At 48.1% G+C, this 20,824-nt stretch carries 16 protein-coding genes; 7 read left to right on the plus strand and 9 right to left on the minus strand.

The annotated features are described in order from the left end of the window. Positions 1-252, minus strand: a complete 252-nt coding sequence (locus LG272_RS01280) for an accessory factor UbiK family protein (RefSeq protein WP_126759699.1) — start codon at positions 250-252, stop codon at positions 1-3. Between the two features lie 141 nt (positions 253-393). Between LG272_RS01280 and rep the strand changes: the two genes are divergently transcribed. Beyond that, positions 394-2,406 carry a DNA helicase Rep gene (gene rep, locus LG272_RS01285; RefSeq protein ID WP_404409118.1) on the plus strand — a complete coding sequence of 671 codons (2,013 nt, stop codon included), beginning with the start codon at positions 394-396 and terminating at the stop codon, positions 2,404-2,406. Between the two features lie 7 nt (positions 2,407-2,413). On the opposite strand, the gene LG272_RS01290 is transcribed toward rep, so the two are convergent. Both LG272_RS01290 and LG272_RS01295 read right to left on the minus strand, forming a co-directional pair. Then, complete coding sequence (locus LG272_RS01290) at positions 2,414-5,014, minus strand: diguanylate cyclase domain-containing protein (RefSeq protein WP_404409120.1); 2,601 nt, start codon at positions 5,012-5,014, stop codon at positions 2,414-2,416. Positions 5,015-5,234: 220 nt separating this feature from the next. Beyond that, a complete protein-coding gene (locus LG272_RS01295) occupies positions 5,235-5,582 on the minus strand; it encodes a cytochrome c5 family protein (protein ID WP_126759922.1) in 348 nt (115 codons plus the stop codon). 173 nt (positions 5,583-5,755) lie between these two features. Between LG272_RS01295 and dinB the strand changes: the two genes are divergently transcribed. Further along, positions 5,756-6,838, plus strand: a complete 1,083-nt coding sequence (gene dinB / locus LG272_RS01300; protein WP_404409123.1) for a DNA polymerase IV — start codon at positions 5,756-5,758, stop codon at positions 6,836-6,838. On the opposite strand, the gene LG272_RS01305 is transcribed toward dinB, so the two are convergent. From LG272_RS01305 to LG272_RS01315, 3 genes are read right to left on the minus strand one after another with little or no spacing between them, the layout of a single operon-like run. Beyond that, positions 6,808-7,659, minus strand: coding sequence for a prephenate dehydratase domain-containing protein (locus tag LG272_RS01305; RefSeq protein ID WP_157980816.1), 852 nt, complete (start codon positions 7,657-7,659; stop codon positions 6,808-6,810). The genes dinB and LG272_RS01305 overlap by 31 nt on opposite strands. A 38-nt stretch (positions 7,660-7,697) precedes the next feature. Continuing rightward, positions 7,698-8,744, minus strand: a complete 1,047-nt coding sequence (locus tag LG272_RS01310) for a PepSY domain-containing protein (protein ID WP_126759704.1) — start codon at positions 8,742-8,744, stop codon at positions 7,698-7,700. Continuing rightward, the gene (locus LG272_RS01315) at positions 8,726-10,831 is read right to left on the minus strand and encodes a TonB-dependent receptor (RefSeq protein WP_404409125.1); all 2,106 of its coding nucleotides are present in this window, start codon (positions 10,829-10,831) and stop codon (positions 8,726-8,728) included. The genes LG272_RS01310 and LG272_RS01315 overlap by 19 nt, the downstream gene beginning before the upstream one ends. Positions 10,832-11,050: 219 nt before the next feature. On the opposite strand from LG272_RS01315, the gene LG272_RS01320 reads away from it, so the two are divergent. After that, entirely contained in the window at positions 11,051-12,424 is a 1,374-nt protein-coding gene (locus LG272_RS01320; RefSeq protein ID WP_126759706.1) for a Na+/H+ antiporter NhaC family protein, read from the plus strand. Between the two features lie 64 nt (positions 12,425-12,488). After that, complete coding sequence (alr, locus tag LG272_RS01325; protein ID WP_404409127.1) at positions 12,489-13,598, plus strand: alanine racemase; 1,110 nt, start codon at positions 12,489-12,491, stop codon at positions 13,596-13,598. Here alr and LG272_RS01330 read toward each other — a convergent pair. Together LG272_RS01330 and LG272_RS01335 are read right to left on the minus strand one after the other, a co-directional pair. Next, complete coding sequence (locus LG272_RS01330; protein ID WP_404409129.1) at positions 13,595-14,095, minus strand: TIGR00645 family protein; 501 nt, start codon at positions 14,093-14,095, stop codon at positions 13,595-13,597. The two genes, alr and LG272_RS01330, sit on opposite strands and share 4 nt — an antisense overlap. Positions 14,096-14,192: 97 nt before the next feature. Beyond that, positions 14,193-16,268 carry a S9 family peptidase gene (locus LG272_RS01335; protein ID WP_404409131.1) on the minus strand — a complete coding sequence of 692 codons (2,076 nt, stop codon included), beginning with the start codon at positions 16,266-16,268 and terminating at the stop codon, positions 14,193-14,195. 173 nt (positions 16,269-16,441) lie between these two features. On the opposite strand from LG272_RS01335, the gene LG272_RS01340 reads away from it, so the two are divergent. Next, positions 16,442-17,824 (plus strand): amidohydrolase family protein, encoded by a 1,383-nt coding sequence (locus LG272_RS01340; RefSeq protein ID WP_241967983.1) that lies wholly within the window; start codon positions 16,442-16,444, stop codon positions 17,822-17,824. Here the strand turns inward: LG272_RS01340 and LG272_RS01345 are convergent. Beyond that, positions 17,804-18,226: a YqaA family protein gene (locus LG272_RS01345; RefSeq protein ID WP_404409966.1), complete on the minus strand. Its 423-nt coding sequence runs from the start codon at positions 18,224-18,226 to the stop codon at positions 17,804-17,806. The genes LG272_RS01340 and LG272_RS01345 overlap by 21 nt on opposite strands. 142 nt (positions 18,227-18,368) lie before the next feature. On the opposite strand from LG272_RS01345, the gene LG272_RS01350 reads away from it, so the two are divergent. Both LG272_RS01350 and cydB read left to right on the plus strand, forming a co-directional pair. Beyond that, entirely contained in the window at positions 18,369-19,763 is a 1,395-nt protein-coding gene (locus LG272_RS01350) for a cytochrome ubiquinol oxidase subunit I (RefSeq protein ID WP_126759710.1), read from the plus strand. Positions 19,764-19,766: 3 nt separating this feature from the next. Continuing rightward, complete coding sequence (cydB, locus tag LG272_RS01355) at positions 19,767-20,768, plus strand: cytochrome d ubiquinol oxidase subunit II (RefSeq protein ID WP_404409134.1); 1,002 nt, start codon at positions 19,767-19,769, stop codon at positions 20,766-20,768. Positions 20,769-20,824: the final 56 nt, after the last annotated feature.

A 20,824-nucleotide genomic window follows, 5' to 3' on the forward strand; every position in this document is an offset into this window, starting at 1 on the left:
TTACGATTCGTCGTCGATATCGCGTTTCATTGCTTCGAGTTCACGCTCAAGCTGATCAACGCGCTGACGCAAACGCAACAGAAGTTGTTGTTGCACATCAAGTTCTTCACGGGTAACCACATCAAGTTTGCCAAGCTGCTGTTGCAATACGGTTTTTACGCGCTGCTCGATGTTACCGGCGAAGTCTTTTACACCAGCTGGTATGCTCTCGTTGATTTGACGCGCAATATCTTCAATTTTTTTCGGGTCCATAATGCTTCCGTTTTTACTTTTTGTAAGAAATGTTTAGCCACTAAAAGTCAATTCAGAGTAATTACCTTTTAGCTTAGCAGGAGTTTACGGTAAAATCTGCGGCTCATTCATCGAACCGATCAGTCAAAGGCCTTTTTATTCATGCTATTGAACCCCCGCCAGCAAGAAGCTGTGAAAGCCATCGAAGGGCCGGTGTTGGTATTGGCGGGTGCCGGTAGCGGAAAAACGCGCGTAATCACTGAAAAAATTGCGCACTTAATTCAGCGTTGTGGGTACCAGGCACGGCATATTGCGGCGGTTACCTTTACCAACAAGGCCGCTCGCGAAATGAAAGAGCGCGTAGGCCAAACGCTTGGCCGTCAATACACTCGTGGTTTAACGGTTTCCACATTTCATACCCTCGGCCTGACGATTATTCGTAAAGAAGTCAGCCAACTGAATATGAAGGCTGGATTCTCGTTGTTTGATGATCAAGATTCCTTTGCGCTACTGAAGGCGCTTACTGAACCTGAACTGGATGGCGATAAGAATCTTCTAAAATTGCTGCAAAGCCAAATCAGTAATTGGAAAAATGCGATGCTAAGCCCCGATCAGGTTCTGAATCAGGCGCAGCAGGCCGATGAGCAAATGTTCGCAGAGTTTTATCGCCGTTATCAACAGAACATGAAAGCGTGTAACGCCATAGATTTTGACGATCTTATTCTATTGCCAACGTTATTGTTAAAAACTAACGAACAAGCCCGGACTCGCTGGCAAAATAAATTCCATTACTTGTTAGTCGATGAGTATCAAGATACCAACACCAGTCAGTACGAGTTAGTACGATTACTTGTAGGCGAGCGCGCTAACTTTACCGTGGTGGGCGATGATGACCAGTCAATTTACTCGTGGCGTGGCGCTCAACCGCAAAACTTGGCGTTATTGCAAAAGGATTTCCCGCAGTTACGTGTCATCAAGCTCGAGCAAAATTATCGCTCGCATGGTCGCATTCTAAAAGCGGCGAATATTCTTATTGAGAATAATCCGCACGTATTTGATAAAAAGTTATTTTCCGAGATGGAATACGGTGTTCCACTACGCGTTATTTACGGACGCAATGAAGAACATGAGGCTGAGCGCGTTGTGGCTGAGATTGTTCGCCGACGCTTTCTTGAACGAACGCCGTATCATCAATTTGCGGTACTTTATCGCGGCAACCACCAGTCTCGTGTGTTTGAAAAGGCTTTGATGAGTAACCGTATTCCGTATCGCATGACCGGTGGACAGAGCTTTTTCGCGCGCGCAGAAGTTAAAGATGTCATGGCGTATTTGCGCTTATTGGTGAACCCAAGCGACGATACGGCGTTTATCCGTATCATCAATATTCCAAAGCGCGGTATCGGCCCACAAACCGTGGAGCGCGTCGGTGAATTGGCGCATGAACTTCACATAAGTTTGTTTGAAGCGGCCGATCATCAGGCATTGAAGACTCGTCTTGGCGCACGAGAATATCAGTCCGTGCAGTATTTTGTCGATTTCATGAAGCGCGCCGCAAGGCGTTGCGATCATACGCCGGAAGCCGCATCAGCATTATTTGATTTGCTGAAGCTCATCGGCTACGAAGAATGGCTGTATGAAAGCAGTCCAAGTGTCAGCGCGGCTGAGATGCGCTGGAAAAACGTCAGCGAACTCATGCGTTGGGTTACTGAAATGCTCAAAGGCGATGACGAAAACGAACCTTTGACGCTAGAACAAGCGGTGGCAAAGCTTTGCTTACGCGATATGCTCTCGCGCAACGAAGAAGAAGAGCAAGGCGACCAAGTTCAGCTCATGACGTTGCACGCATCCAAAGGCCTCGAGTTTCCGCATGTCTTTATGGTCGGTATGGAGGAAGGTCTGCTTCCGCATCAATCCAGCATAGATGAGGGGATGGTCGAAGAAGAGCGCCGTTTAGCCTATGTTGGTATTACGCGAGCGCAACAGTCATTGATATTTACCATGGCCAAAGAGCGACGCCAATATGGGGACGTGATGCGACCCGAACCGAGTCGGTTTTTGTATGAACTGCCGCAAGACGATTTAGAGTGGGAAGAACATGCGGCCGCCAACGAAGCGGCGCGTGAGACTGCCCGCGCAAGCGGTTTAGCTTTACTTCGCAAAGCCATGGAAGATTAAGAAGAGATTACGCCGTTCCGGCCGACTGCACTTGAGTCGGCTCGTCCTGCGATAGTGACTTTACCTGTTCGGGTTCCCCAAACAATGAACCCTGTCCTACATTAACCCCATTATGCACCAAAGCTTTTTGTTGGTCCGTGGTATCAATTCCTGACGCTGAAATTTCAATTCCTAAATCGCGGCATAGGTGCACCACGTTGCGCACCATAGTTTGAGCGCGCTGACTGGTTGCAATATCGGCAACAAAGCGTGGATCAAGCTTCACATGAGTAAATGGATAATTCAGTATGTACTGCAATGCGCCGGCGCTGCGGCCAAATTCATTGAGTGCTAAGCCAACACCGAATTCGGCAAGTTGACGCAAGCAACTGAGCTGGCGTTTGGAGTTGTCGTGTAGCTCAGTCTCACTAAATTCAAGAATTAAACGCTCTGGTGCTACACCTGAGTCGGTAATAATTTCCTGAATGGCTTTTACATCGGCCAACTTAAAGAGATGTTTCGCGGAAATGCTGACGTAAACCGGTAATGCCTCGTCATCACTAGCAAGTAATTCACAACAGCGGGTGAGCATCCATTGGTCAAGTGCCATGGTCATACCCGTTTTCTCAGCAATTGCTAGGAAACGGTCCGCCGGTAACAAGCTGTCATCACGTTGCCAGCGCAACAATAACTCTTGCGCAACCGGTTGATTCTTGCCCAGTTCGTGTACTGTAAACTTCTGTAGAATAAAGTCTTGATCGAATTGTGCATGGCGCAGTTCGGTTTCTCGGTTTAATGACGCCACTAAATCTTTGTGGATACTCTCATCGAATACCACGTAACGACCACGTCCCATACTCTTGGCTTGGTACATGGCCGCATCGGCATCACGTAGCAATCGTTCGGCAGAGTCATTGCGCGACTTGCATTCTGCAATTCCAACACTGGCACCTGAGTAATGCTCACTTTCGCCAAACACAAACGGCAGTTTCATTTTTTCAATAATGCGTGAGGCAATGTCACAGGCATCTTCGATATGACGGATCATATCAAGCAAAATAACGAATTCGTCGCCGCCTAAACGCGCAATCGTATCGTTATCTCGAATACATTCACCAATACGGCGACTGGCTTCAAGCAGGAATTCATCGCCGGCCGAGTGGCCAAGGGTATCGTTAATGTCTTTGAAGCGATCAAGATCAACAAACAATACCGCAAAATTATGATGTGGATAGCGGCGCTTATGTTTTAAGGTTTGCTGCAAGCGCTCGGTGAACATCGAACGATTTGGTAAACCTGTCAGGGCATCATGATGCGCATCATAGAACAACTTCTCTTCAACTTTCTTTCGTCGCTCAATCTCACTTACCAGTTCTTCGGTGCGCTCGGCGACCTTGCGCTCCAAATAGGCATTAACGCGGCGCACTTCGTCAGCATTACGTCGGCGCTCAATGGCTACTGCAACATGCTGCGAAACGAAGTTGAGCAATTCGAGATCATCTTGCTTGTAGGTCACTTTGTCGCTGTAGGTTTGCACTGACAGTACACCAATAACTTCATCATCAACCAGTAGCGGAGAGCCCAGCCATTGCGTTGGTTGCGTACCATAATAGCTGGTTGAACCTTCAACCTCGCCCGACGAAATTAACTCAGCATATTTTTCGCGCTCAATAAACACAGGCTTTTTATGGCGAATAACGTATTCAGTCATACCCCGAGCTAATGGGCGTTTTTTCTGTAGGTTGTTGTCGAACGCATCAACATAATAAGGAAACTCAAGAAATTTCTTGTCGTCGTCTAATAGTGCAACGAAGAAGTTGTCGTTGTTGATGAGCTGCCCAATTTGGCGGTGTAATTGCTCATAGAAGCTTTTCATGGAATCTGAAGTATTCGTTACCTCAGAAATCGAGAACAATACCGAACTGAGTTGCTGAGCTCGCTCACGCTCAGCAATTTCTGATTTTAAATCATCATTAATTTGGCGCAGTCTTGCCGTTTGGTGTTCAATTTCCGCCTGCATCAACTCTCGCTGACGCACCCGCTCTAATGCGTTGACAATGTGCTGCGACACGAACATAAATAGCTCTTTGTCGGCTTCGCTATAACGCACATCTTCAGTATAGCTCTGCACAACCATTGCACCGATAACACGATTATCTGAGTGGAGAGGAACACCGAGCCAATCGACAGGCGCTGCCCCAAGGTCGCGAATTTCACCACTGTCTAGCAAACGTTTAAATACTTCTGCGTCGTACAAAAAAGGTTTTCCGGTTCGCATGACGTAACCGGTCAACCCTTTGCCTAATAGTTCAGCAGGAATCGATTCTAGCGAAGGAATATCATCATATTCATCAACGAAATAAACAAATTTAACCGTATCTTCGGTTTGGTCATACAAACAAATGAAGAAGTTCTTCGCTACCATCAGGTCACCAATAATATTGTGGACCGATTGGTAAAATTGTTGCATGTCTGTAACTGACGACGCGAGTTCCGATATTTTGAAGAGTGCTTTTTGAATAACTTCCGATTCGCGATATTTCAGGGCAAGGTCTTGCAGGCGTGCAACAGCCTTACGCAATCGCGCAATTTCCTTTTGCTTTTTAATAAGCTCGATAGACTGTTGCATCTTATTGTTTTTGTTCGTTTTATTACTCTGATTTGGTGACCGTTCATACATATAGAACAGCGCTTTTTGCTAAAAGTTATGTAAACTTTTAGTAAAAACAACGCTCGAGTATATCTTTCATCATGAAGTTAGAAAAGAGTTTTGGTTAAATTACAGACACAAAAAAACCGCCGAAGCGGTTTTTTTCATTATAACTATTGTGAATTTAAGAAGTTTTTCTTTAAATTTCCGCGGTCATATAATCAATTGCGGCTTGAATTTCGTCATCGCTACAATCGTTACAAGTACCTTTTGGAGGCATTGCGTTATAGCCTTCAACCGCATGCTTCAATACGGTATCCATGCCCTGAGCTAAACGTTCTTCCCAATCGGCAGCGTCATTAATTTTAGGTGCATTCAATACACCAGAAGTGTGACACGCTGCACAAAATTTGTTGTAGACATCTTCACCTGAGCGTGCGCTTTCTGCGCCACCACCACTAGCTGAGCCATTTGCGCCAGCAACACGCACTTTTGCAACTGGAGCAATACGCTCTTTAATGTCATCGTTGCTTTGTTGTGGCAACATAGCAGCGCTTGCGCTACCAACGGTTAATGCCAGTGCAGCAACCCAAATACGGCTTGATTTTACGACTTTCAGTACGTTCACAGTGGACTCCTGTATAAGCTGATGAGCTTGCTAGCTCGGTTCGTTGTTGCGATTATAGCCAGATTCCGTCCAAGGTTAAACACTTCCGTGCTATGTCAGATAACACACAAAGTAATACGCGTAAAATTGCTCTTTTAGATCTCGATGCTTTCTTTGCTAGCGCCGAGGTTCTGCGCGACCCAAGCTTAAAGAGCCGGCCGTTCGCCGTAGGCGGTGGTGGTGAGCGCGGGGTTGTGGCTACAGCTAATTATTTAGCAAGACAGTATGGTGTTCGCAGCGCAATGAGTGGTGCGCATGCGAGGCGATTGTGTCCAGAGCTCCATTTCGTGAAACCCGATCACGGTTATTACCGAGAATTATCAAAACAAGTATTTCAGGTACTCGCTGAGGCAACGCCAATCGTCGAGCCGGCATCAATAGACGAATTCTATCTCGATTTGACCGACAACACGCGCTATCAGGGCAGCGCCAGTATCACCATGGAGAGTATCCGGCACACGCTAAGAGGAATGGGGCTCACTGCTTCCGCGGGTATCTCAAACCAAAAAATGGTGGCAAAAATCGCCAGCGAAGAAAATAAGCCCGACGGTCAATTTGTTGTGTCGCCTGAACAGGTACTTGGTTATTTAGCTAAGTTACAGCTTAAGCGTATTCCTGGCGTTGGCCCCAAAAGTTTAGAGCGTTTGAATTATGCCGGATTTTTCCTCGGGCGCGATATTCAGCAAGCGAGCATTGAGCGGTTACAAGAATTACTTGGCGAGAAAGCAGGTTGGTTGTTATATCAACGCTGCCAAGGTATTGACCCTCGACAAGTGGTGACCGAGCGCATTCGTAAAAGCGTCGGTGTCGAAGAAACACTTCCCAGCGATTTTCATCAACTACGCCAAGTTGAGCAATTTGTTGATGAGGTATTACTACCACAGTTGTTGAAACGATTGCGCGTATCACGTTGGCAACAGACACACATTAAAAATCAAACGGTGAAATTAAAGTTTAGCGATTTCCAACAAACCACCGTGTCGCGCACCGCACAAACCGCATCGCCGAGTTTGTTTTATCATTTAGTGCGCGAAGCCTGGGAACGTCGTAATCATCGAGGTGTGCGCTTAGTTGGCATCAGCGTCGCGTTGCCCGACCCTGACGATCAGCTGCAGCTTGAGCTGGAGCTTGAGTAGGTGTAGCTACCGAGTTCAATCACCTGGTTACGTAACTTAATTGCGCTAAGTGCCGCTTGTACTCGGCTATGCTGTAAATGCCCTTCAAACTCAATAAAGAAATGATATTGACCAAACTTTTGTCCAGTGGGACGCGAGACCAACGACAGCAAGTTAACCTGGTGCACCGCAAACGCTTGTAGGTGTTCCAAAAGTAGCCCTGGATGATCGGCATCATCCACAATGACCACCGCAGATTTATAAACACTGGCATGATTCGGTAACGCCAGCGGTTGCGCCGCTTGCAACGCGACAAAGCGAGTAACGTTGTGGGCAAAATCAGTCACGTCATGCACAACCTTGGCAAAGGATTGTGACGCGATATTTCCCGAATCAAGTAAATGCTCTGGAATTAACGCCGCTGCCGGTTCATTGTTTGCCAACAATAATGCGAGCGCTTCAGTATTACTCGCGGTTGTCACAATATCGGGCGCATGCTGCGTAAGCCATTCGCTGCACTGACCTTGTGCGACAAACTGTGCGAATAATCGCTGTGGCTGAGAGTGATTCATGACCACTGAGAAACGCACCGGAATTGCGACTTCAGCAATAATCTGTAATGGCTTGCGAACAAAGCTATCAACGACCGGTGAGACAATGCCTTCAACAATGTTTTCAATTGGCACCACGACAATATCAGCACCCTGCTCTAGGGCGTCAATGGTGCGTCGAAGTGTCGGAAAGAAAACAATGTCGCTACTGCTGTAGCGTTTGGCAAAATCACGAGCGGCAAGCTCTGAAAATGTGCCGGCGGGGCCAAGCGTGGCAATTTTAGTGGTCACAGCGAACTTCTCACGACTTAAATAGGTTGCAGGAATTTCTACAACCTACAGCGTTTTTTGTACTGACGCCAGCACCAAAAATATATACCGCTAACTGGCAGAATAATTAAAGCTAAACCACCTAAAAGCACCACAATAAACCACGCTAGACCACCAACGGCTGCGACATGTACTGGGAAAATCATCTGGCTAACTTGGTAGCCTTTGCTGTCGTAACGTAAATCATAAACGCTGGTGACCGCGCCAGTACCTGCATCAAATTGCACATGACTGCGACCGTTCGGATGCCATTCACCTGGAAACGTCATACGCAAACTCAGGTTCGACAACGAAACAAGCTGCGGCTGATGGTCTGGCAATAATTGATGCGCGCGCTCGAAACGCTCCTGCCAATTATGTGCCGGTGCCACTTGCTGCCACTCCTCTGCGGTGATCGGTTGTGGCTGTTGCTCGGGCGCTAGTGCCGTTAAACCAGCACTCACTGCCGCGGCATACATGATCGCGGTACCCGTGAGCATTCCAATGAGTACCGGTACAAATAGAACGCTACCAATCACTTTATGTAACTGAAATAAGGTAGCAGCGAAACTGCGGTGCCATGGCCAGACCCAGCGAATTGCAAGTAACCGCCGAGACCAATGACGCGGCCACCAGCGAATGATGCCGGTAGTAAGAAGAATTAACCCAGCTATCCCCATATAACCAAGTAGATCTTTACCCAAATCTTTGAGTAACAAATGGTGATGAAACTCCACCATAAAACCCACGAGGTCACTTAAGTACGGGCGTTCGAGTATCTGTTCGCCGTTCGCATTATAGTAATGACGTGCACCCGATGGCATCACAATTTCAAGCCACGGATTCGCCTCGCGCGGCATGTACGCGTAGCCTTCGTTGTAGCGATCAAAAACACCGGCGGCGGTTTGTTCGGTCGGTAGCTGCTCGAGCTGCAATTGCGGATAGCGCCACTGCAACAATTCGACTTTGTACAACAGCAACGTGCCCGTCAAAGCGACGAGCACGAGCCATATACCAAAGAATAAGCCCAGCCAGCGATGCAGCTTGGTTAGAATTGATAGAACCAATTGATGCTCACTGTGCGGCCACGACCAGCAAAGTTAGTGCGATCTGCACCCGCGGTTTGCGCATAATAGGTCAGGTAATACTCATCCAACAGATTCTCGATACCCACCGTGAACAAACCGTAATCTGGTGAATCGTAGTTCATCTGCAAATCAACGGTTTGATAGCCTTCGAAGTTATTCATGGCTTGCTCACCGGTGTAGATATCGCGGTCGAATAAATGGTTCAGTTGCAGACGCGTATTCACCATGTCGGTCCATTGCTGCTGCCAGCTTACATTCATACGACGTGGCGCAATGTTACGGCCACCTAATTGCGTGTCGACTACGTTATCAGCGTCGCTATCATACTCACCGTCGGTATCGGCATAGTTCAAATCAAAGCTGGTGGAATTCGACAGTGCATAGCTTGCTGAGAATTCTATACCATCAATTTCAGTGCGCTCTCGCGCAACCGAGAAAATGCCGTCTTCGTTTGGTTGTAAACGTGCGCCTAAGTCGGATTCCGAGGTGAAATAGCTGAGGCTTGCGCGAATCGCTTGCCCACGATATTCAACACCCACTTCACGATTATCGGCGATCACCGGTTGCAGATCTAAAAAGCTATCTACGCTTAAATCAGGGGTATTAATACCGCGTAGCACGCGCCCAACGTCTGGCATGCTGAAGCCTTCTGAGTAACTCGCAAACGCACGTACTGAGTCAGTAAACGCATAAACCACGCCTAGGTTTGGAAGTAATTCGTTGAATGATGGCTCACCACCTTCAACAAACGTGCTGTTATAAGCGTACAGCGTGGTGAAATCGTCGACATTGAGCTTGCCGTATTCGTAACGCAAACCACCGCTGACGGTCAGGCCGTCCTGTTGATAGCGTAATTGTGCAAACGGTGCCCAATTATCGAAAGTTGTTTCTGGAACCCACTTACGGTTGGTTTGCGCGAGCTCTTGGAAGGTGGTGTCACGCAAATAATCCACGCCCGCGCTCAAATCAACGGGCAAGTCCGATAATGCACGCCAGTTCATTGTTATGCGCGAACCGAACTTGTTCGAATCGTTACGTGATTGATCGAAGATATCATCGCCGTAAGCCGGATCTTGGAATGTGGCGTAGCGACCGCCACCGTATAGTGCTGAGAAATCTTGCAAGAACACTTGCCAGTTCAAATCAGCGCCTAATACCGACTTATTCTTGTAGGTTAACGTGGCAGTGGTAACTTTGTTTTCAGCTGGATCACCTTCACTTGGCTGTTTCACAGAAATAGCGGCGATACCCTCAGCACGGTTGCCATCAACTGGCGAAAAATCGCCGTTACCTTGCAAATTGAAGTGGTTCACCATCAATTCAACGTGCTGTTGGTCGTCGATGTTGTAACCAACTTTGGTGAATACATCGAAGCTTTCTGAATCTTGAGTATCACCTTGGGTGACATCGGTGCCAATGAAGTCGCCGTTGCCGTCAACGTACATGCCGGTGCTGCGCAACTGTGCGCCAGCAACAACTTGCCAATCACCCGAGACATGACGCGTTAAATAGCCAGCCCGATAACTCAAGCCGTCGCTAAACTCTTCCGGCGAGGTTGTTAAACCGGCCACAATTTCTTGTTCTGAACCGTCAGTTGCCGATTTGGTCACGATATTAATGATACCGCCGCTTGCTCCCATACCTTGGATGGCACTGGCACCGTGAATAATTTCGACGCGCTCAATCATCAGTGGATCAATGGTATAGCTTGCTCGCGAGCCATTGCGCAATGGGTTTGACTGCGGTACACCATCAATTAGATAAAGTGGCTCGCGACCACGCAAGGTCTCACCTGCACTGGTGAGTTTTTGGCGCGATGGTGAAAATGCAGGAACTAAATTACCAAGTACATCGGACAACGAGTCGGCAACAGCTAGTTGTTCGCGAATTTCATCACCGTCAATCACCGAAACCGTTGCAGCGATGCTACTGGCTGGTTGCGAGGTACGGGTAGCAGAAACTTGAATGATTTCATTCACGGTTGCCGAAGTGTCTTGTGCGAAGACAACCTGTGGTGTGGTGATTAATGCTGCAGCTACAGCGATTGATAGAGCGTTAAGGCGCATGACTTCCCCCAAAAATAGAGCGACCCAAATGATTGTGCTAATGATAACGATTCGCATTTGAATTGCAATAGCACTAGGAGGTTTTATTGCTCAATGTCATAATTCGTGGGTAGAAATTGCATAAATCATGAAGCCTTGGCACTATTGCATCGTAATGCAAGGCAAGCTGTCACAGCATTTGTCACTAAAGCCGAACAATAACAACAAAAGGCCATTCTTATGAGTTGGATGTCTGTTCTACCACCACTTGTCGCCATTTTGGTGGTATTTTGGCGAAAAGAAGTCATTGTCGCACTACTACTCGCCATTATGACGTCTGAATTATTGCTGACTGTGCAAGCAGGTGAATCAGTTTTACTCACCTTTACTGCCACTATTGAGCGTATTGTGGCCGTATTTGGCTCCGCCAGTAACACGCGCATTTTAGTATTTAGCCTAATGGTCGGCGCATTACTCGCGTATATCCGAGAATCCGGCGGCGTTGCTGCAACCGTCGAGGCGCTGCTTGCGCGCGGTTTAGGAAAAACCAAGCGTAGCGCCAGCCTTATGACAGTGTTTACCGGTGTGTTTGTATTTATTGAATCGAATTTGAGTGTGCTTACGGCAGGCATTTTATCACGCGGATTGTTTGAAAAACTCGGCATGAGCCGCGCACGTTTGGCTTACCTTATTGATAGCACTAGTGCCCCAGTATGCATCTTGATTTTACTTAACGGTTGGGGGGCTTATGTGCTTGGCATGATTGAGCAACAGGGGTTGCCCGGCTCCTCAGTCAGTACGCTTTGGGCCACCATCCCATATAATTTTTACGCACTCGTTACACTGAGCATCGTGTTTTATACGGCGTTTTCAGGCAAAGTATACGGGCCGATGCGCGCCGTTGAGCAGCAGCCGCAACCGCACCAAGACATTCCAGAACATGTGCCAAGCAACAGCAAAGCGCGCTATATGTTGGTGCCGCTGGCGGTGATGGTATTTGGCATGGTTGCCTTTATGTTTGGCACCGGTGACGGTGATATTACCCAAGGTGATGGCTCAAAATCTGTGCTCTATGCAACCGCCTTGGCGTGCGTGGTAGCCTATATCATGTTGCTGATGAGCCGACGTAATAGTCACCAACAGCTGGTGGATATCGGCTTTAAGGGCATGAGCGAATTATTACCTCTGGTGAGTATCGTCCTGCTCTCATTGGCACTTGGTAGCAGCCTGCGTGAGTTAGGTACCGGTATCTTTTTGGCAAACTTAGTCGGTGATTTCCTGCCGCTATACCTAATAGCCCCGATGCTGTTTTTAACTGGTGCATTAATATCGTTTACGACCGGCACCTCGTGGGGAACGTTTGCAATTTTGATCCCTATTGCCGCGCCCATGATTATTGCGCTTGATTTACCAGCGCCGCTACTGTTGGCGGCGGTGCTAGGCGGTGGCGTTTTTGGTGACCACTGCTCGCCGATTTCAGACACCACGGCAGTATCGGCTCTGGCGTCTGGGTGTGACTTGCTCGAGCACGTACGCACGCAATTACCATATGCGCTAACTGCAGGTGCGGCGACACTTATTTTGTACGTTATTGCTAGTTTTATGATGATTTAAGGAAACGGTTGTATGTTGTATCACTGCGTGATTGAACTCAACGCGACAATATTAGGCGCTCTCCATGGCTAATGGTGTGCACTTTCGCCCTACCCGCGCCGAGATCGATCGCGATGCCTTGCATCATAATGCACGAATTGCACGTCAGCTTGCTGGCGATGCCCGCTTACTCGGTGTGATTAAAGCCGACGGTTATGGTCATGGTGTTCTGACTGTTGCTGAGGCGATTAGTGAGCATGTGGATGCTTTTGCGGTCGCCTTTATTGATGAAGCTATTACCATTCGTAACGCTGGATTCCAACAGCCCATTGTTCTACTTGAAGGCTGTTTTAGTGATGCTGAATTGCCTGTTTGCGCACATCACAACTTTCAACCTGTGGTTCATCAACAACAGCAACTTGACGCTATTTTTATGGCTCGCTTAGTGCGTCCGTTGGCGGTTTGGCTCAAGGTTGATACCGGCATGCACCGACTTGGTTGGGCGCCGAATGAGGTACAGCGTGTTCATGATGAATTAAAAGCCTCGCCGCAGGTAGGTAGTGTCACCTTAATGTCACATTTTGCCAATGCCGAGAAACATGTTCACCCATTAAACAACAAACAGTTAGAGTTGTTCGAAGATGTCTGCGCGCAAACCGAATCTAAACTCGACATGAGTCTTGCCACTTCGGCTGCTCTTGTGAGTTCAGCAATTGATATGTCGCAACATAACGGTCATTGGATACGCACCGGCATTTTGCTATACGGCGATAATCCAGTGGAAAAGGCAATGCCATTGCCGCAGCCATTAAAACCGGTCATGCGCCTCATTGCACCCGTCATTGCGATACGTGATGTTGCTAAAGGTGAATCTGTTGGGTACGGAAGTACCTGGAAAGCCGAACGTCCAAGTCGCATCGCAACCATTGCAATTGGTTATGCCGATGGCTATCCACGCCACGCGAAAAACGGTACACCGGTAGTAATACGTGACCATGAAGTACCGCTCGCCGGCACAGTTTCCATGGATATGATTACCGTCGACGTGACGGACTTTGCAGAAATCACCGTAGGCGATGAAGCCGAGTTGTGGGGGCCTAACTTAAGCGTGGCGCGGGTAGCACAGCACGCCGGTACCATCAGCTACGATTTACTCACTAATGTTTCAGCGCGCGTGCCGCGGGTAATTCGTTAAAAATCACCTTGTTTACGAGTTACTTTGTCTAAGTAACCCATTGCAAACGCCGAACCCACAAAAGTTAAGTGAATAATCACGTACCACTTGATGGTGTCGTGATCGATATTTTGTGCATTCATGAAAATTTTGAGTAAGTGAATGGAAGAAATCGCAACGATTGAAGCCGCCACTTTGTTCTTCAAACCGCCTGAATCGATTTTACCTAACCAGGCCAACTTTTCCGTGTCGTTATTGATATTGAGCGTGGAGACAAAGTTTTCGTAACCACTTAACATCACCATCACCAGTAAGCCACCGACCAATGCGATATCAATAAGCGTTAGAGTCAGAAGGATGAGATCGACTTCTTTGATTTCAAGAATGTTGGGAAATACATGCACAAGTTCTTGGAAGAACTTCACACCAAGAAGTAACACTGCGAGACTTAAACCCAGATAAATAGGCGCCAATAACCAACGCAAATTGTACATCAGGTTTTCAATGAATCGTTCCATGTTCTGCCCCGTCACTTAACTAATCAAAAAAAGTTGCGACATCATATCAAAAAATACAATGCCGCAACCATTTTGTTCACATGCTACTTTTTAAACGTTACTTCTTGTGATAAAGCTTGAACCACGCCAGCGTGTGTTCAATTTTCGCAATCATATTTGATGGACGCGCGGTTACCCCGTGCGATGCATCCGGAACACGTACCATCGCGGTATCTACTTTGCGTAACTGCAATGCTTGGTAGAACTGCTCTATTTCAGACATCGGTACACGGCGATCATTTTCGCCACTGAACAGCATGACTGGCGTATTTACTTTACCCACCATCGATAACGGCGAACGCTTCCAATAATGGTCGTAGTCTTCCCACGGCATTGCCGGAAACTGGTTGGTGATTTGACCCAAATAGCTATCCGCTGTCAGTGTTTTACTAATCCAGTTAATCACTGGGTTCGTCGCTGCCGCAGCATTAAAGCGATCCGTGAGACCAACGGCATAGGCCGTTGCGATACCGCCCGCTGAACCACCCGCAATAAACAGGTTATTCGGATCAACCATGCCCTTATCAATCAGCGCATCTATGCCCGACATATGGTCTGCGTGATCTCGCTCTGACGAGTAGAAACCATCCAGTTTCAGTGCATGTTCTGCACCGTATGAAGTACTTCCGCGATAGTTGTTGTAGAAGACAATGTAACCTTCAGCAGCATAGCGTTGCTGTTCAGCAGCGAACATAGGGCTATAGGCTAAATGAGGGCCACCATGAATTTCTAACAATAACGGATACTTTTTGTTTGGATCGTAATCTGGCGGTGTAATGTACCAGCCGTGAATTTCTGTGTCGTCGTAACTTGAATTGTAGGTGAACTCATGCACTTTACCCAACTTACGATGGTCTAAAACATCATCGTTCAACGCCGTAAAGCTTTGTGGTTTTGCGCTACCGCGACGTGGAATTTTAAACACTGCAACATCTGCTGGGCGATAGCTTGAGCCACGTGTGTAGGCAATTTTGTCACCATCGGCGGCAACTGAAAACATACCGCTCATGTACGGACGACTTACCGAGACACCACCGACGTCATCCACCCACTCATTCTTGTTACCATTAATGCGAATTTCAGCGAGCTTGTAGCGACCGCGGTCCGCATATTGAATAGCTAAGCGGTCATTACTGATCCACAGCGGGCTATCAATTGAGCGGTCGAAATCACTGAGCAGTTCGCGTTGCTCGCTGTCGTCAAGATCCATAATCCGTAGCTTGGCATTGTGGTATGGAATAGCTTCGTTACCGCGATGTAAAAATGCTAGTTGCTCGCCATTTGGTGAGGTTACCGGTGACCATTCACGCCCTGGCATATCGGTGACTTGGGTCAACGCACCATCTTGCACGGCCACTTTCCACAAATCAGATTCATTGACTTGGTATTCCCAGTCGTCGTTCCGATTAGCGCTGAATACGAGCGCCTTCCCGTTATCGACCCAGGCTAACGGCCCGTTGTGGCTATAAGCACCACTGGTTAGTTGACGCGCTGAACCGCCGTCACTTGGCACCACGAAAATTTGGCTGTACGTATCAGGAAGCACGCCGGCTCCATCACGTTGGTAATAGGTACGCTCGACAATCACTGGCGGCTTCGCCCACTTCGCACCTTTTGGCGCCTTTGGCTTTTTCACCGCTTTCGCATACTCAGTTTTTTCAGCCGCTACATTCATTAAAAATGCCAAGTGCTTACCATTTGGTGACCACGAAAACTGTCGTGGACTTTCGGTTACTTCAGTAATCGCACTCGAAGTTTTGGTGGCAACGTGATACACATGAATTTGGTTACGACCATCGCGGTTGGAACTAAACGCTAATTTTGAGCCATCCGGCGACCAGCTCGGATTACCGTACGAATGCTGGTCATCAAATAGCGGCGTATGTGACCCCGTTTCGGTATCCACCAACCATAAGGCACGCTTGGTGTTATCTTTCATGATGTCGAAACCATGACGCACGTACACCACATAACGTCCGTTTGGTGAAATTTGCACGTCATTGGCCCACTCCAATGCAAAAATATCTTCTGCCTGAAGTGTTTTAGGCGCTTCTTGCGCAGTTGCTGGCGCAACCATTAGCTGTGTCGTTAGTGCTGACAAACCCAGCACCACTGGAATGATAAATTGTCGCATGGATGATCCTTTTTCGTTGTTCTAGTGAAGTTATTGGATTCAGACTAAAGCATTTTGCAGCGGTTGCGAGTAGAAATCCGATTAGCTTGTATGTTCATGCGATAAATAACGCCTGTTCATTGAAGTGTTTTGACTACAATACATTTTAGTTTCTTAAGAAAAGGTAACCCTGTATGCAACGTTACATTGTTCTTGTTTTCATGCTTTTCTTGGTGGTTGGAGTCAGTGCTTGCCAACCTCAATCCGAAGCGAATCCGCAAGCAGTTGAGCCAAGTGGTTATGCTTTTCATGGGGTGAGCGTTGTTGAGTTAACCCGCACGGATGGTTCGATTCGCAGCAATCAAACGGTTCTAGTTGAGGGGGACCGTATTACGGCGGTGGGTGATACAGCTAGTTTGTCCGTTCCTGAAAATTACCAACACATTGATGGTACAGGGAAGTATATACTTGCCGGCTTAGCGGAAATGCATGGGCACGTTCCGCCAGCGAGTGGCTTCGGACAATATCCTGACCGTTACCTCGATGATGTATTGTTTATGTATGTCGCCAACGGTGTGACAACCGTGCGCGGTATGCTCGGTTACCCGCATCAACTGCAATTAAAACAAGATATCGCCGACGGTAAGCGTATTGGCCCAACGCTTTATTTAGCGGGCCCAAGCTTCAATGGCAATAGCATTGAATCGCCAGAGCAGGCAACGCAGCGCGTCATTGATCAACGTGACGAAGGCTGGGATTTACTCAAAGTTCACCCGGGGTTAACACTGGCTGAATACCAAGCGATGGCGAAAACGGCGCGCGATGCGAAGATGGATTTCGGTGGCCATGTGCCGACTGATGTTGGTTTAGAAGAAGCCTTAAAGGCTGGTCAACGCACAATTGACCACCTTGACGGTTACCTTGAAGCCATTGATGCAACCAATCGAGCGGCGTCAAAATATGAGCTTGAGTATTTGGTTGCACTTTCCTTGCGCCATAACGTTGCAGTGGTGCCAACTCAAGCACTATGGGCAACCATTATCGGCGCTGCGGACAAAGAAGCCTTACGTGCTTATCCTGAGATTAACTATGTGCCACAACAAGTTCGTGATGGCTGGTTTGGTTATCTCACTGAGCCGACGCTTGGCTACTTCAATGAAGACAACGCCATGGTGCAGCAGCAAAATCGTCAACGCCTAATCAAAGCCCTGTATGACGGTGGTGTAACCATGATTTTTGGCACCGATGCACCCCAATTATTTAGTGTTCCGGGCTTTTCGGCCATGCATGAAATTCGCATGTTGCGTGACGCTGGCATTCCTACGGCAGGCATTCTGCATAGTGCAACGGTTGCTGCTGGTGAATATTTTGCCAACAAAGACAAATTCGGTGCTATTGCTGAGGGCCAGCGTGCTGATTTTATCTTGCTTAACGAGAACCCACTGATCACGCCGGAAACTCTTGCTGAGCATGCTGGGGTAATGGTGGCGGGGCAATGGCTAGATCGAGAGACCATCGATGCGCGTTTAGCCGACATTGCAAAAGCTTACGCCGAATTAACCGAGACTGAGCAGTAAACCAAGAATAACCGCATAACGTGCGGCTTTACCGATGGCGGTAAGCATGAAAAACACGCCAAAGTGAAGCCGCATAATGCCCGCAAACAAAGTGATAGGATCACCCACCACGGGCAACCAAGCTAATAGCAGGCTCCACTTCCCGTATTGCCCAAACCACTGTTGACCTTTCTCTAACTGCTTCGGTGATACCGGAAACCAACGTTGATGCTGCCAGTGCAACGCATAGCGCCCAAGCCCATAGTTCACACATGAACCCAATGTATTCCCAAGTGTTGCCACCAACCACAACCACCCAACGGCATAACTTTGCGTTTGCAGTGTCACCAGCAAAACTTCTGATGAGCCGGGTAACAGCGTGGCTGATAACAATGCGGCTATAAAAAGTGTGACGTACATGATGAATTCTCAGGTTTTATGCCATACATTTTGTATGGGCATGATTAGTTATTATCTTGCTCTGCAGCAGGTTATCGTTCGTAACGAGCTAAAATAACACCTATACTTATTTTGACTAAGGTACATACTACCCACGAGGTGAACGATGTTCGAAAGTTGGTTCTCACAGGCAGATGCGGTGTTGCTCGCCCGGTTTCAATTCGCATTCACCATTGCCTTTCATATTATCTTCCCTGCCTTCACCATTGGTTTAGCCAGTTATCTGGCGGTACTTGAAGGCTTATTTCTAAAAACTCGTAACCCAGTGTACCAAAAGCTTTATCGTTACTGGCTGAAAATCTTTGCTGTCGCGTTCGGCATGGGCGTGGTTTCAGGCATCGTCATGAGTTACCAATTTGGCACCAACTGGTCGGTGTTTTCCGATAAAGCCGGTCCCGTCATCGGTCCATTGATGGGCTACGAGGTTCTGACCGCTTTCTTCCTAGAAGCCGGTTTCTTGGGCGTCATGTTGTTCGGTATGAACAAAGTTGGTGAGCGCTTACACTACTTTGCAACTTTAATGGTGGCGGTAGGAACCGCTATCAGTGCGTTCTGGATTTTATCCGTGAATAGCTGGATGCAAACGCCTGCCGGCTTCACCATGAATGAACAAGGTCAATACGTTGTAACGAGCTGGCTTGAAGCGATATTTAATCCGTCGTTTCCATATCGACTCGCGCACATGTTACTAGCTGCTTACTTGACCACTGCGTTTGTGGTGGGCGCTGTCGGCGCTTGGCATTTGTTGAAAGACAAGAGCTCACAAGCGGCGCGTAAAATGTTCTCGATGGCAATGTGGATGGCGTTAATTGTCGCACCACTGCAAGTATTCGTTGGCGACTTGCACGGATTGAACACCCAAGAGCATCAACCGGCCAAAGTCGCTGCCATGGAAGGGCACTTCAAATCGGAAGCCCGAGCACCACTGTATTTATTTGGCTGGCCAAACGAAGAAACCGCAGAAGTGGATTACGCGATTAAGATCCCCGGTCTCGCCAGCTTGATATTGAAGCACGACATTGATGCCACGGTGACTGGTTTAGACGCTTTTCCACGCGACGAATGGCCTCCAGTTCCAATTGTATTTTGGTCGTTTCGAATCATGGTTGGCATTGGCGTGCTGATGGTGCTTATTGGCTTATGGTCAGGATATTTGCGTTTGCGCAAACAACTCTATGAATCGCGCCCGATTCATCGTGCCGCAGTTCTCATGGGACCACTTGGTTTCGTCGCGGTTATCGCTGGCTGGGTTGTTACCGAAGTCGGTCGTCAACCGTGGGTCATTCAAGGCTTGTTGCGCACCAATGATGCGGTATCCCCGATTGACGCGGTAGGTGTTGGCGCCAGCTTAGTGGCCTTTATTGTGGTGTACTTCTTAGTGTTTGGCGCAGGTACCGTTTACATTTTACGGAAAATGGCGGGCAGTCCTGAACACACTCACATCCCTGATTACGCGCGCGTGCCGATGGCCGCTGAACGTCTCTATCACGAGGAGGACTAAGCCATGGATTATGCACTCATTTGGGCAGCTCTTATTGCCATTGCTGTGTTCGCGTATGTCGCACTCGATGGCTTCGATTTAGGCATGGGGATTTTATTCCCCTGGGTGCCTGAAGAAAAATATCGTGACCGTATGGTGAACAGCGTTGCTCCTGTATGGGATGGCAATGAAACTTGGTTAGTACTTGGCGGTGGCGGCTTACTTGCCGTTTTCCCCTTAGCCTACTCGGTATTAATGCCAGCGCTCTACATGCCGGTGATTGCAATGTTATTGGGGCTAATTTTTCGTGGCGTGGCGTTTGAGTTCCGCTTTAAGAGTAAAGCCAACAAACATTGGTGGGACCGCGCCTTCATGCTCGGCTCTATGGTGGCGGCGTTAAGCCAAGGCATCATGCTCGGCGCTATGTTGCAAGGTATTGCGGTAACCGACCGCGCCTATGCGGGCGGCTGGTTTGACTGGCTCAGCCCGTTCACTATCTTTGCCGGTATTGCCGTTTGTGTGGGATACGCCTTGTTGGGCGCAACTTGGTTGGTAATGAAAACCGACGGCCCGCTGCAAGCGCGAGCCTATAACTATGGACGTAATAGCGCCATCTTGTTAATTCTTGCCATTGCCGCCGTCAGTATTTATCTGGTGTCGTCATTTGAGAATGTGGCAGACCGCTGGCTCACTTGGCCGGGTTCAGCAGCGCTGTGGGTGGTGCCGTTTGCCTTGGCTGTGATTGGCGGTGGATTACTCAACTCACTCACTAAGCAACAAGAAGGCCGCCCCTATTTATGGGCGCTTGGCGTATTTCTAATTGCTTTTATTGGGTTTGCCGTAAGTATTTTCCCGTACCTAATTCCATTTGAAATCACGCTCTGGGAAGCAGCAGCACCTGATAATAGCTTGGCGTTCTTGTTAGTTGGCGCTGTGATTTTACTGCCGATTATATTTGCCTATACCGGCTACACCTACTGGGTATTTCGCGGAAAAGTGAAAGAGGATAGTGGCTACCATGACTAAACCAACTTGGCAGCGCTGGTTATGGTTTATCGGTATATGGGCCGCCGGGGTGATCA

This window comes from Pseudidiomarina marina (assembly GCF_044807045.1).
Taxonomy (GTDB): domain Bacteria; phylum Pseudomonadota; class Gammaproteobacteria; order Enterobacterales; family Alteromonadaceae; genus Pseudidiomarina; species Pseudidiomarina marina.